The organism is Xanthomonas sp. WHRI 10204 (assembly GCF_040202875.1).
Lineage (GTDB): Bacteria > Pseudomonadota > Gammaproteobacteria > Xanthomonadales > Xanthomonadaceae > Xanthomonas.
The window spans coordinates 606,956-621,042 of the sequence record NZ_JBEGDW010000001.1 but is presented as its reverse complement, the minus strand read 5'-3'; the positions used below and the strand labels follow the sequence as shown (position 1 = coordinate 621,042).

Genomic DNA, 14,087 nt, shown 5'->3' with positions numbered 1-14,087 from the left:
TTGCGTGGAGAAGATGCTGCGTTTAGATCGAACGATGAAACTCGCGCATCACTCCTGCAGCGCTGTCACTGCATTCCTGGCAACGGCTGTAAACAGCCTTTGCGGCATGCCGCGCGAATTTGTTCCACCGTCACCGCAAGCTCCGCGATACATCAGCACAGAGCGACCCGACACACACAAAAAACACAGGCACCCTTGCAGGTGCCCGTGTCACTTCAGCAGGATCGAACGTCAAACCAGCTGACGTCGCTCTCGATCAGAACGCGTAGTTGAAGGTCAGCATACCGTTGCGCGATGCGCCCCATGCGCCGTAGCCGCCATTGAATTGCGCGTAGTAGCGCTTGTCGAGCAGGTTATCGACGTTGAGCTGCACCGAGAACTGCGGCGACAGACGGTAACGTGCGAATGCGCTGACCAGGGTGTAGGCACTCTGCTGGAACGTGCCGTATACCGGGTCCACGTAGTACGAACGGTTCTGCCAATTGATACCGGCGCCCACGGTCAGGTCGCTCCACGCACCTTGCGGGGTGTAGCTGTTGAACAACTTGATGGTGGTGCGCGGCAGATGCGTATTGATCGACGTGCCGCTGTCATCGCGGGCGGTGTAGTGCGAGGCACCGAAGGTCGCATTCCAGCCAGTGGCCAGACGGCCGGACAGCTCGAAGTCGAAGCCTTCGCTGACCACGCCATTGGCGGCCTCAAAAGCAGACTCGCTGCTGCCCGGCACAAAGCCGCCGGTGGCCACGCCCAGGTTGTCCTGCTCGATGCGGAACAGCGCCAGCGAGGCATTGAGCTGGTCATCGAACCAGGCGGCTTTGACGCCGGCTTCGTAGCCCTTGCCGCTCAGCGGATCGAGGTAGCCGCCGTTGGCATCGCGCAAGGTCTGCGGGTTGAAGATCTCCGTGTAGCTGACGTAGGTCGACCATACGTCGTTGATGTCGTAGACCAGACCGGCGTACGGGGTGACTTCGGTCTGGCTGTCAGAGAACGGCACCAGCCCCTGCGCCGCATCGGCGTTGCGGCCATCGATTTGCCAATCGGTATAGCGCGCGCCCACCAGCAACGTCAGCGGCTCGGCCAGCGAAAAGCGTGCGGCCACGTAGGCGGCCTTCTGCTTGATGGTGCCTTCGCTCTGCACTGTGCGCGGGCTCCAGTTGGGTTCCGGATACGCGCCGTTCCAGCCGAGGTAGCTGTCCAGCGGCGCCGGGAAATCGAAGGTGCCGTTGTTGACGTACTCGCGGCGGTTGTAGCTGGCGCCAGCCACCAGATGATGCTCGCGGCCAAACAACTGGAACGGGCCTTCCGCGTAAACGTCGGCGCCATCGGCCTTGCGCTCGGTCTGGTAGTTGCCCGAATACGGCACCACACCACCGCCGGTGGCGCGGTCGAAGCCGAAGATCGTATAGAACGGATAGAACAGGTGATTGGACGCTTCGGTCTTCTCGTGGCTCACATTGGCCTTGAGGGTCCAACCGTTGTCGAAGCTCTGTTGCAGGCTGGCGAAGGTACGCTGCAGACGCGTGTCCCAGAACGTCCAGTCGGCAGCGGGATTGAACGAGCGGTCGTAGTTGGTGCGGGTGCCATCGCTGTAAAACAGTGGGAAGCCGCCCCAGGTGACGTCGTCGGATTCCTTCTTCTGGTATTCGTAGCCCACGCTCAGCAAGGTGCTGTCGGTGAGGTCGGCATCGATGATCGCCGAGCCGATCTTCTTGCGCAGGTTATAGCGATCCATATCGGATTCGCCGTCCTGATACACGCCGACCACGCGTGCGCGCACGGTGCCTTCAGGGCTCAACGGCACGGTGACATCGGCCACGCTGCGGGTCTTGTTGAAGTCGCCACCGCCTACCGACACGGTACCGGTGAAGTCGCGGCTCACCGCATGCTTGCGTACCAGATTGATCGAGGCCGACGGGTTGCCCGAGCCGGTCAGCAGGCCGGTGGCGCCACGCACCACTTCCACCCGGTCGTACAACGCCACGTCCAACGCCGAATCGCCATAGCTCCAAGCCTGCTCCATGTACGCCGGAATGCCATCGAACTGGTAGTTGTCGATGTAGAAACCGCGCGCGTAGAACTCTAGCCGCTCGCTATCGCTCTGGGCCACCGAGATGCCGGAGACGTTGTTGAGCACATCGGTGATGCTCTGCAGGTTCTGGTCGTCCATGCGGTCGCGCGTGATCACGCTGACCGACTGCGGAATCTCGCGCAGCGACAGGTTCATGCGCGTGCCGGCGGTGGTCTTTTCCACCGTATAGCCCTTGACCAGCTCGCCCTGCACGTTGAGCCGGTCCAGCGTGGTGACCTCGGCCTCGCCGGCCGGCGTTTCGGCCATGGCCTGACCTGCCGACACTGTGCACAGCGCGGCGAACACCGCATGCGACAGCGCGCGCGGGCGCGGCCCAATGAGAAGAAGACGCATTACGGTAAGACGGTTCATCACAGCTCCGGCGCAGACAGTCGAGGGCAAGCCGCCACGCGAAGGCGGCGGTATAAAGGGGGGAGGACGCACCGCGAAACCGCGGCAGTGCAACATTTTAATGGGAATGATTCACATTTTAAATAGGCGGCGTCAGGGTCGGCCGGCAGAAAGGCCGGCCCAAGCGAACGCCACAGCAAAGCTTTGCGCCTGCCAGCGGCCTCGACCGGTACACGCTCCTCGGCCAAGCGGACAGCACATCGAGGCGTCGCTCGCATGCAGCACGGAAACCACATCGGCGCATTGAACTGGCTGCAGCGCTAGCGCGCGAAAGCGGTGCCCACTGGCGAGAACATAGGGAGTGCGATCACAACGGCCTGGTCAGCATGGCCATCGCCACCGCTGACACCTGCGCCGCATCGCCTTGCCATCGCAGATCCCAGCCCCACGCGACTCGCGAACTGATCAGCGTAGTGGCGTGTAGGTACGAGCGAGGACCAGCGATCAACCGATAGATCGCGCACTGCTGCGATCTGCATTGCAGCCGGACTCACGCTGCGCTGATACTCGGCTGAGCGCCGCAGGACCGGCTTTGCGTAGCGCAAACACGCAGCACCACGAGGGATCGCATGAAGAAGACTTGGAAGAGTGGCGCGCTGTTGCTGCTTTGCGCCTTTGCTGTCGTCGACGCACACGCGGAAGAAGTCGCAGTGAGCGCTGCCTGCCAGCAGCCGGGTACCAGCGTTGCGGAATCCGGCCTTGTGCAGATCGGCGGCATCGCGCAATGGGTCACCATCGACGGGCAGGATTGCCGCAATCCGGTCGTGCTGATCGTGCACGGCGGGCCGGGCAACCCCAATACGCCCTTTGCGCAGCAGTTGTTCGGCAGCTGGACGCAGCACTTCACCATCGTGCAATGGGATCAGCGCGGTGCAGGCAAGACCTACGCTGCCAGCACGCCGGCCGATGACGAAACGTTGACCGTGCAACGGCTGACCGACGATGGCGTGGCGATCGCCCGCTATGCCACGCAACGGCTGGGCAAGCGCACCTTGATCCTCATGGGTGGCTCGTGGGGGTCGGCGCTGGCGGTCAATATCGCCATGGCGCAACCGGACCTGTTTCAGGCCTATGTCGGCACCGCGCAACTGGCCAACTACCAGGACGACATGGCGGCGAGTTACGCAAAGACACTGCAGCTGGCGCGCGCGGCCAGCGATACCGAGGCCATCGGCAAACTGGAAAAGATAGGCCCTCCGCCGTGGACCAACCCGCGCAACTTCGGCATCCTGCGACGCCTGACACGCACCTACGAAGCGCTGCAGACCGAGCCTGCGCCCGCGGGCTGGTTCACCTTCGCGCCGGACTACGACACGCCGGAATACCGCGCCGCGTACGAGGCAGGAGAGGATTATTCGTTCCTGCAGTTTGTCGGTCTGCACGGCGACGGCATGGGCCCGGGCATCGATCTGCGCACACTGGGCACCCGCTTCGCCATGCCGGTCTATCTGTTGCAGGGCGACCAGGACCTGGTCACGCCAGCAGAGGTCAGCAAAGCCTATTTCGATGCGATTTCTGCCCCAAGCAAGGCGTTTTTGCCGCTACCGCGTACCGGGCACGACCCCAACCCGACCATGATGGACGCGCAGCTGAAGGTACTGGAACGGATTCGTGCAGAGACGCTGGCGAAGCACGCGCGCTAGGAGCGGCGGACGCCACTACTGCACAGCCATCCGGCGGCCTGGTGCTGCGTGGTGCAGCACTCTTGCATCACCGGCATGCCGCGACTGCTTGCCCCACGCGCAGACGCGTTCTGCAACGCAGACCGGCCACCTGAGCATTGCGCCCTCTCACCATCACGAGGGCCGAGAGCCGCAACCGATTCCGCAGCAATGCGCGCATCCAACGATGACGTCACTGGCAGCCACAACAAAAAACGCCGGCATTGGCCGGCGTTTTTCTTATCCGCAAGGCTGCGCGCTTACAGCGCCTTCGCCGCCTGCACCACATGCTCGGCAGTGATCTTGAAGTACGCGTACAGCTGATCGGCCGGGGCTGAGGCGCCGAAGGTGTCGATACCGACCACATCGCCATCCAGACCGACGTACTTGCGCCAGAAGCCGGTCACACCTGCTTCCACCGCCACGCGCTTGCGCACTGCATTGGGCAACACCGATTCGCGATACGCCGCATCCTGGCGATCGAATACATCGGTGGACGGCATCGACACCACGCGTGTCTTCAAACCGGCCGCATCCAGCGTCTTCTTGGCTTCCACCGCCAGGCCCACTTCCGAACCGGTACCGATCAGGATCACATCCGGCGTGCCGCCTTCGGCATCGGCCAGCACGTAGCCACCGCGTTCGATCAGCTTGATCTGCTCGGCGCTGCGCGGCTGGTGCTGCAGATTCTGGCGGCTGAAGATCAGGCAGCTCGGGCCGTCCTTACGGGTGATTGCGGCCTTCCAGCTCACCGCCGACTCCACCGCATCGCCCGGGCGCCATACATCGTTGTTGGGGATGTAGCGCAGCGACGCCAGGTGCTCCACGGGCTGATGGGTCGGGCCGTCTTCGCCCAGGCCGATCGAATCGTGCGTGTACACGTGGATGGCATGCGCCGGATTCAACGCGCTCATGCGCACGCCATTACGCGCGTAGTCGCTGAACACCAGGAAGGTGGCGTCGAACGGAATGAAGCCGCCATGCAGCGCCAGACCATTGGCAATGGCGGTCATGCCGAACTCGCGCACGCCGTAATACACGTAGTTGGCATCCGGGTCGTCGGTGGCCACCGACTTGCTGGCCTTCCACAGGGTCAGGTTGGAATGCGCCAGATCGGCCGAACCGCCGATCAACTCGGGCAGCAACGGCGCAAACGCTTCGATCGCCAGCTGCGAGGCCTTGCGCGAGGCGATGGTCTGGCCGTCTTCCTGCGCCTTGGCGATGTAGGCATCGGCCTGGGCGATGAAGTCGGCCGGCAGCTCGGCGTGCGAGCGACGGGTCAGTTCGGCAGCTTCGGCCGCGTACTGCTTGCCGTACTTGTCGAACAACTGCTCCCACTCGGCCTGACGCAGCGTGCCAGTGCCACCTGCGCGCCAGCCGGCATAGATTTCTTCGGGAATTTCGAACGGACCATACGGCCATTCCAGCGCCTTGCGGGCACCTTCCAGCTCTTCCTTACCCAGCGGCGCGCCGTGCGAGGATTCCTTGCCGGCCTTGGTGGGCGCACCGAAGCCAATTTTGGTGCGGCAGCAAATCAGGGTCGGCTTGTCGCTGTTTTCCAGCGCCGCTTCAATCGCCGCCTTGATCTTGTCGGCATCATGCCCGTCCACATCGCGGATCACGTGCCAGCCGTACGCTTCGAAACGTGCCGGTGTGTTGTCGTTGAACCAGCCATCGGTGTTGCCGTCGATGGAGATATGGTTGTTGTCCCAGAACGCGACCAGCTTGCCCAGGCCCCAGGTACCGGCCAGCGAGGCGGCTTCGTGCGAGATGCCTTCCATCAGGCAGCCGTCGCCCATGAACACCCAGGTCCGGTGGTCGACGATCTGCAGCTCCGGGCGGTTGTAGCGCTGCGCCAGCAACTTCTCGGCCAGCGCAAAGCCCACTGCATTGGCGAACCCCTGCCCCAGCGGACCGGTGGTGGTTTCCACGCCGGGGGTTTCGCTGCGCTCGGGGTGGCCGGCGGTCTTGCTGTGCAACTGGCGGAACTGCTTGAGCTGCTCGATCGGCAGGTCGTAACCGGTCAGGTGCAGCAGCGCGTACTGCAGCATCGAGCCGTGGCCGTTGGACAGCACGAAGCGGTCGCGGTTGAACCACTGCGGGTTGTTCGGGTTGTGCCGGAAATAATCGTTCCACAGCACTTCGGCGATATCGGCCATGCCCATGGGCATGCCCGGATGGCCGGACTTGGCGGCTTCGACCGCATCTGCGGCGAGAAAACGGATGGCGTTGGCCAGCTGGCGGCGGGTGGGCTGGGTCATGGGCGTCTATGGAAGCGGAGGGGAACACCGCTGGAAGCGGAGACCCCTATTCTCCCACAGAGCGTGTTAGCGGGGCCGGGATTGGGGGGTGCGGGAATGGAGAATTGAGAATGGGGAATCGGATGCAGTGTTGCAGCTTGGCGGCTAACGCCGCTCGCACCGCAGCCACCGCTGCGACGGAACCTCACATCACCCGTACCGATCGCACCAGCCCGCTCTTACCTATTCTCGATTCCCGATTCCCGATTCCTCGCCCTTGGCCACCAGGGTCGTCAAGGCCAGATCGCCGGTGACATTGAGTGCGGTGCGGCACATGTCCAGGAAGTGGTTCACGCCCAGGATCATGCCGATACCGACCGGATTGACCCCGACCATGGCGCAGATCAGCGCCACCACGGGCAGCGAGCCCGACGGCACGCCGGCGGTGCCGATCCCGCCCAGGATGCAGACCAGCATCACCATGAACTGCTGGCCGATGCTCAGGTCGACATTGAAAAACTGCGCCAGGAAGATCACGGTGACGCCCTCGAACAGCGCGGTGCCGTTCTGGTTTGCGGTGGCGCCGACGGTGAGCACAAAGCGCGACACGCGCGGCGGCAAGCCCATTTCATCGGCCACGCGCAGGGCGGTGGGCAGGGTTGCGTTACTGGAGGCGGTGGAGAACGCCATCATCGTGGCCTCCTGGGTCTGCTTGAAGAAGCCCAGCGGCGAGCGCCCGGCAAACTTCACCGCCAGCCCGTAGCTGACCACCATGTGCAGGCCCAACGCCAACACCACCACGCCCACGTAAGCGCCCAGGCGGATCAGCAGATCGAACCCGAACAGCGCGGCCAGGTTGAACATGAAGCAGGCCACCGCATACGGGGCCAGACGGATCACCAACCCGATCAAGGTCATCGAAATTTCGAAGATGCCTTCGATGCCGCGCTTGAGCGTGGCGACCTTTTCGTCGGCGGTCAGCACCATGCCGACGCCGAACATCACTGCAAAGAACATCAGCGACAGGATCGCGCCATTGCTCGAGGCGGCCGCGACCACGTTGTTGGGCACGATCGACAACACCATATCCATGCCTTGCGGCTGGGTGCCGGAGCTGGAGATGATCTCGCGGGTGCGTTCGGCGTTTTCCTGGATCAGCTGATTGGCCAGCTGCGGGTCCACGCCCGCACCGGGCTTGAGCACATTGACCAACACCAGACCGAGCAGCACCGCGATGCCGGACAACACGACGGTGTAGCCCAGCGTGCGCCAGCCCACGCGGCCCAGCGCGCGGATGTCGCCCATCTCGGAGATGCCCATCACCAGCGCCGAAAACAACAGCGGCACGATCAGCATGAAGATCAGATTGAGGAAGATCTGCGAGAACGGCGTGGTCACGTACTTGGTCGCCAGGCGCACCCACTCGGCATCGCTGCCGGCCAGATAGTAGACGGCCAGACCCAGCAATAGGCCGACGGCGAACCCAATGCCCATCTTCCAATGCAGGGGCAGGCCCGGGCGGCGTGCGGCTGGGGATGCAGTCATCTGGTGGGCCTTGATCTGGACACAAAGGCCGGAGCTTAACAAACGCCATCGAGGCAGCCACGCCGCGCTGCACCTGCCCGAGGGTAGGTGTACCTTTCAAGGGCAGTTGCTGCGAGCGTTGCGACGGCAACACACGCATCGCGCGCAAGGCCTCGCAGGTCCGGCAAGTGACCGGCTCGGCTTGAATCAGGAAGCAATTCCCCTACTGCAGCACGCGCTTGTACTGCAGCACGCGCTCGTGGGTTGCTCTGTCGAATGCTCGCGCTTGGATGCTCGTGTCGATGCAGGCTGCCATTGCGCTTGGCGCTTGGCGGTTGGCGCCGGGGCCTGGGACTTTGGGCTTGGCATCAACTCATTTCACTGCGGCTGAGGCCTTGAGCTTTGAGGCCGGATGAATCTTCTGAAGCCAAGCGGGTCGAGGGCGCGGTGCCCTCACCACTTCCGGGACACGCCGTAAATCCGTCCTTGGAGGCTCGGTGGCGGCATCCATGCCGCCACACGGTCCCGCAAGCGGCGAGGACACCGCACCATGACGTTGATCGGTGTTTGCCTGAAAAAGCTGATCGCAGCGCGTGGCACGCTAGTTTGCCGATGCAAGTGGCTGCGTTATCGACTTCAACAAACGTAGGCGCAAAAAGGTAGCGCTAGCGAGCGCCATGGATCGCAGAGCGAACTTACGCATTGCTCGCCCATGCACACCGACCATCGTGACCGGCCCTTGCCCGCTTACCGTCGCGGGACCTTTGGCGGCATGGATGCCGCCAAAGAGCCTAAACGGACGTACTTGCGGCGTGTCCCGCGATGGTGGGCGGGCAAGAGCCTCGCAGCCAAATCGCAGCCGCAATACCGTGTTTTCGGCAACGCAGCTGATCTCCGGAACTAGAAGCTACGAACACAACCTAGAAAACAATGTTCAGGCGCATGAGTCGACGACGCGCTTAGAACCGAAGTGTCCGAACGAGATCTGAGTTCAGAGTGCCAGCCGCACCGACTGGCGACTGCACACGCGTTGTTAACTGCTCTGAGAACCAAAGCGACGCACAACTAAGCCGCCGCTTCATGACCTGTCGACCGCCGCCGATGCCGCGAAGGCGATCAAGTCGCTGGCGGATACAACGGCGCCAGCACCTCAGGTTCTGCAGCGCTCGCGTGCCGCCAGCGTGGTCCCTTGGCAAAGGCCTCGCGCAATGCCGACCGCGCGCCAGCCACATCGCCATCGCCGCCCCAGCGGGCGCGCTGCATGCGTGCCACCGCAGCGCGTTGGGCCGGATCCGCCAGCGCCACCAGCACGCTGTCGATATCGGCCACGCCAGCCATGCCGCACAGCACGGTGGCCACATCGTCCATGCCACCGCTTTCCAGCGCGCGGCGCAACTCGGCCACGCCGTGCGTCACGCGCCGACCAGGCACGGGCGCATCGCCGCCGTTGGCACTGGGAGCACTGTGCAAGCCACCGCGCTTACGCAACAACGCCCACACGAGCGTGACGACCCATAGCAACGCAAAACCCAGCGCCGCAGCGATCCAGCCCCATGGCCGTTGCGCGGGCGGTGGTGGCTGCAAACTGAGCGTGCCAGCCGTGGGCACAGGCGCTGCAGCAGTGCTCGACGGGTTTGCGGCGGGCGCAGGCGCAGGCGCCGCGAAAGCGCCACTCCCCGCGGCCACATCCAAGGTCAGATCCGGCACCGAGGCCGTCTTTGCCGCGCCCGCACCGACGTCCCACCACGCCACCTGCAAACCGGGCACGACCAACGGGCCGGCGCGGTTGGGCACGATCGAATAGCGACGGGTCAGCCGCAGCTGCGGCGAGCCATCCACAAAACGTTCTTCGTATTGCGGCGGCTCGGCGAACACCTGCGCATCGGGCACGCTCGGCGTGGGCAACTCGGGGAACTGTGCCTGGGTGGCGCCACGCGCGCTGGCTTCCACCACGAACTGCGTCGCTTCCCCGGCGGTTGCACGTTGCGGCGTGGCCGTATAGCGCAACTGCAGGCTACGCAGCGGCAACCACGGCTGCGGCGCAGTGGCCGGCTGCGCACGCACCTGCAGCGGAATGCTGGCGCTGCGCGCACTCAGCTCGCCATTGCCACGACCGAAATAATCATCGAAGAAACCGCCCACCGAGCGTCCATTAAAGCGCGCCGACGGCAACAGCAAGCGGCCGCTGCGCTCGGGCACTAGCAGATAGCGCCGCTCCACCACGTTGTACTGGCGTCCGTTGACCAGCTTGACCGAACTGACGTCATCGCCGATGCGTTGCAGCGATGCGCCATCGGGCGCTTCGAGATCGAGCTCGCCGGAGGCCAGCTGATTAGCGAAGTACAACCGCACCACCACGCCCACACTTTGCTGCACGTAGGGCTGCGGGTCGTCCACCTGCGTCTGGACGAAGACCTCTTCATTGCCCTGCGCTACGCTTGGCTCGCTGGCAGTGGCGCTGCCGTTGCCGTTGCCACCACCACTGCGATTTCCAGTGCTATTGCTTGCCGGATCGTTCGCCGAGGCCACCACCTGCAGTCGCAGCGGCTCGGTGCGTTCGTTGCCGACCCGGATCGCGGGCACGATCAGCTCGCCGCTCTTGCGCGGCGTCAACACCACGCCGAACAACGCGCGTACCGTCACCGACCCATTGGTCACCTGCATCTGCTGATTGGCGCTCTTGGCGCCCAGCGCAAAATCGTTGCGCAACGGCGTGTAATCCGGATCGACGCCGCGCTGATCGGTTTCGATATTCAGCATGACCACATCGCCGGCATTGGCGCTGTCGCGGTCCAGCCAGGCGCGCGTGACCGCACCCACCGGTGTGCAAACGAACAACATCATGCTCGCCAGCATGCCGATCGCACCGCGGCGCAAGTGGTGTGTGCCGATCATCGTCCGTCCCGTTGTCTGCGTTCGTATTCCAGCCTGAATTTGGTGCGCAGCAGACTGCCCGGATCGTCCGGCACCCGCCGTAACCACGCATCCACTGCCTGACGTTGCTCGCGCTGCTCCGGCGTCTCGCTTGCCATCGCGGCCTCCGGCTTGCCCTTCGCATCGGCGCCCTTGTCGCCGGCCTGCGCCATGGCTTGCTGCATCTTGCGACGCTGCGCCTCGTCGGCCTGCTGCTGCGCCTTTGCATCGGCCGATTGCGGTGGCGTGTCTTGCTTGCTTTGCTCGCCCTTGCCGTCCTTGGAGGGTTGCTGCTGCGACTTGCCGTCCTGCGGTGTCTGCGCGTCGGACGGTGGATCCTTGCCGTCCTGCTTGCCTTGCTCACCTGGGGTGTTCTGCCCATCTTTGCCGGCGTTTTTAGCGTTCTGCTGGTCTTGCCCGGACGACTCCTGACCGGGCTTGTTCTTGCCCGACTGGTTCTGATCCTTGGACTGGCCTTTGCCATCCTTGTCGTTCTGCTGCTGACGCTTGCGCGCTGCATCGACCGCCGCGCGATTGGCGATCGCATCGGCCTGCTTGGGATGCTGCTTGAGCGCACGATCGTAGGCTGCAATCGCCTCGTCGTACTGGCCTTGTCGCGCCAGCGCATTGCCCAGGTTGTAAAGCCCCTCGTCGGTCGGCACGCTTTCGAATGCCTTTTGCGCAGCGGCAAAATCACCCTTGCGGTACGCCTGCACGCCGGCATCCAGGCGCTGCTGCTGCACCTGATCAGCGCGCTGCCACAAGGTGCCGTCGGCCGCCTGTGCAGGCTGCGCCAGCGGCAACACGCACATCAACGCGACCATCGCCACGACTGCGCGGCGTCGAAACGCCAACAGCGAAAACAGCATCACCGGCAGCACCAGCCAGTAGCCTTCGTCGAGCCAGGTCTTGCCGCCGTTGGCTTCTGATGTTTCATCGGCCAGCGGCTGTTGCGCGGGATCGAGCACCCCCAGCGCTTGCAGATCGGCGTCGTCCGGCGCGATGCGCGCGTAGCGCCCGCCGCCCTGCCCGGCCAGGTCGCGCAAGCTTGCCTCGTCCAGTTTTGCCTGCGCGATCTCGCCGCTGCCGGTGCGGTAGGCGGCACCACGTGGACTGCCTACGCCGAGTGCGGAAACATGGAACCCACCTGCGCGCGCGGTGCGTGCAGCGCTTTCCGCCGAGCTGTCGGCGCTATCGCTGACCAGCAGGATATCGCCCTGTTTGAAGCCCGCTTGCTGCAACAGCCGGGCGGCTGCATCGATGGCCCTGTCGGCACGTTTGCCGTCCACCGGCATCACCGATGGCGACAGCGCATCCAGAAACAGCGCCACGTTGGCCGCGTCTTCGGTCAATGGCGCAACGGTAAAGCTTTCGCCGGCGTAGACCAGCAGCGCCACGTCGCCGCCAGCGCGCTTGCGCAGCAGCGTGGCCAGTTTGGCGCGGGCCTGCAGCAGGCGCGATGGCGGCAGATCGGTCGCATTGCTACTGGACGACAGATCCAGCACCACCACCAACGGCATACTCGATTGAAACACCGGGCGCTCGATCTGCCGCCAGCTCGGCCCACTCATCGCCAGCACCGCAAGCGCATAGGTCAGCGCGGCCAGCACGAAGCCCCACCAGCCCCGCCGGCCACCGGCCACCATCAAGGCGGGCAACAGATGCGCGTCCACACTGTGGCGCCACACATTGGCGCTGCGTCGACGCAGGTGCCATAGCAGCGCTGCCGGCACGATCAGCAACAGCGCCCACAGCCAATCCGGGCGCAGCAGATGCAATGCGGCCAGTCCTTCAGACAGCGCGTTCATCGCCATCTCCGCGGCAGTACGTAAGCAAGCAAGGCAATCAGCAAGGCTGCGCCCAACGGCCAGTAATAGCGCTCCACACGCGGCTGCACCGACGGGCCGACCGCCTTCACCGGCTCCAGCCGATCCAGCTCGGCATAGATGCCAGCCAGCTCTTCGGTATCGCGGGCGCGGAAAAAGCGCCCACCGGTCTGCTCGGCAATCTTACGCAAGCCCGCCTCATCGATATCGTCGTTGCCGCCTGCCGGAATCGGCACGCCGAACAACGAGTAACCGCCGCGACCGCCGAAGGCGATGGTGTGCACACGCACGCCCTCTGCCTTGGCGAGTTCGGCCGCTTTCAACGGATTGAGCACACCGGCGGTATTGACGCCATCGGTGAGCAATACCACCACGCGCTGGCCCTGTTTCTGTTCGCGCAGCCGTTTGACCGACAACGCGATCGCATCGCCGATGGCGGTCTCGCGCCCGGCCAGCCCCACCACGCTGTCGGCCAGCTGGTCGCGTACCGAAGTCAGGTCGGCAGTGAGCGGTGTGAGCGCATAGGCGCGCTGGCCGAAGACCAGCAGGCCGACGCGGTCGCCGTCGCGCCGATCCAGAAAGTCCGACAACACCGCCTTGGCGGCGGTGAGGCGGTCGACCACATTGCCGCCGAGCACCATGTCCGGCTCGCTCATGCTGCCGGACAGATCCACCGCCAGCATCATCTGCCGCGCCTCGCGCGGCGGCTGGATCACCTCACCCAATTGCTGCGGACGCGCCAGCGCGGCGCACAACAGAAACCAGCCCAGCCATGCCAGCCAGCGCGGCATGCGCAAGGCCGGCACGCGGCGTGCCTGAGCAACCGCATGCAGTTGATCGGCATACGGCACACGTAGCGCAGCCGTGTCGGCACGGCGCTGCGGCCAGAACCACATCAGCAGCGGCAGCGGCATCAACCACCACGCCCATGGCCACGCGCAATGCACCAACGCGTCCTGCCATTGCGACCACTGCAGCCAGTTCATCGCTGGCCCCGCATCAACCGCAAGAAACGTTGCCGCGCCAACGCCTGCACGGCATCCAGATCGGTCACTGCCGGTGCGCGTTGAAACCCACCTTCGAGCAAGGCCCGCCCTGGCCCCTGCGAAAACGCCTGGATCTTGCTCTTGCGCCCGTCCAGAAACTGCAGCCACGCATCACCCTGCAAGCGGTCGGCCTGCGCATCCACCGTGCGCGCCGCGCGGCGCAACAGCATCGACAAGGTGGCCAGGCGCTGCGCAGGCGTCGTCGCATGCTGCAGTTCGGCATCAAAGGCAGCCAACCAGCTGCGTTGCTGCCGACGACGGCGCCACCACCAGAACCACGCACTGGCCAGCACCAGCACCAGCGCAGCGATCACCAGCCACCACCCCGGCGCCAACGGCCACCACGACGGCGACGGCGGCAGATGGACATCGCGCAGCGGAAGCGATTGCGGTGCCAT

Annotated in this window: 8 protein-coding genes; 1 reads left to right on the top strand and 7 read right to left on the bottom strand. The window is 64.5% G+C overall.

Features of this window, described 5'->3' with window-relative positions:
* Nucleotides 1-256: 256 nt before the first annotated feature.
* Nucleotides 257-2,440: a ferric-rhodotorulic acid/ferric-coprogen receptor FhuE gene (fhuE, locus tag ABQZ00_RS02745; RefSeq protein ID WP_323537662.1), complete on the bottom strand. Its 2,184-nt coding sequence runs from the start codon at nt 2,438-2,440 to the stop codon at nt 257-259.
* Between the two features lie 740 nt (nt 2,441-3,180).
* Here fhuE and ABQZ00_RS02740 point away from each other — a divergent pair.
* Nucleotides 3,181-4,122: an alpha/beta fold hydrolase gene (locus ABQZ00_RS02740; protein WP_503064262.1), complete on the top strand. Its 942-nt coding sequence runs from the start codon at nt 3,181-3,183 to the stop codon at nt 4,120-4,122.
* A gap of 278 nt (nt 4,123-4,400) precedes the next feature.
* Here the strand turns inward: ABQZ00_RS02740 and tkt are convergent, their stop codons facing one another.
* From tkt to ABQZ00_RS02710, 6 genes are all read right to left on the bottom strand, one after another.
* Nucleotides 4,401-6,401: a transketolase gene (gene tkt, locus ABQZ00_RS02735; protein WP_055848685.1), complete on the bottom strand. Its 2,001-nt coding sequence runs from the start codon at nt 6,399-6,401 to the stop codon at nt 4,401-4,403.
* Between the two features lie 222 nt (nt 6,402-6,623).
* Nucleotides 6,624-7,925 carry a dicarboxylate/amino acid:cation symporter gene (locus ABQZ00_RS02730; RefSeq protein WP_323537664.1) on the bottom strand — a complete coding sequence of 434 codons (1,302 nt, stop codon included), beginning with the start codon at nt 7,923-7,925 and terminating at the stop codon, nt 6,624-6,626.
* 1,095 nt (nt 7,926-9,020) lie between these two features.
* A complete protein-coding gene (locus ABQZ00_RS02725; RefSeq protein WP_323537665.1) occupies nt 9,021-10,799 on the bottom strand; it encodes a BatD family protein in 1,779 nt (592 codons plus the stop codon).
* A complete protein-coding gene (locus tag ABQZ00_RS02720) occupies nt 10,796-12,625 on the bottom strand; it encodes a VWA domain-containing protein (protein WP_323537666.1) in 1,830 nt (609 codons plus the stop codon). The genes ABQZ00_RS02725 and ABQZ00_RS02720 overlap by 4 nt, the downstream gene beginning before the upstream one ends.
* A complete protein-coding gene (locus tag ABQZ00_RS02715; RefSeq protein WP_323537667.1) occupies nt 12,622-13,629 on the bottom strand; it encodes a vWA domain-containing protein in 1,008 nt (335 codons plus the stop codon). The genes ABQZ00_RS02720 and ABQZ00_RS02715 overlap by 4 nt, the downstream gene beginning before the upstream one ends.
* Complete coding sequence (locus ABQZ00_RS02710; protein WP_323537918.1) at nt 13,626-14,087, bottom strand: DUF4381 domain-containing protein; 462 nt, start codon at nt 14,085-14,087, stop codon at nt 13,626-13,628. The genes ABQZ00_RS02715 and ABQZ00_RS02710 overlap by 4 nt, the downstream gene beginning before the upstream one ends.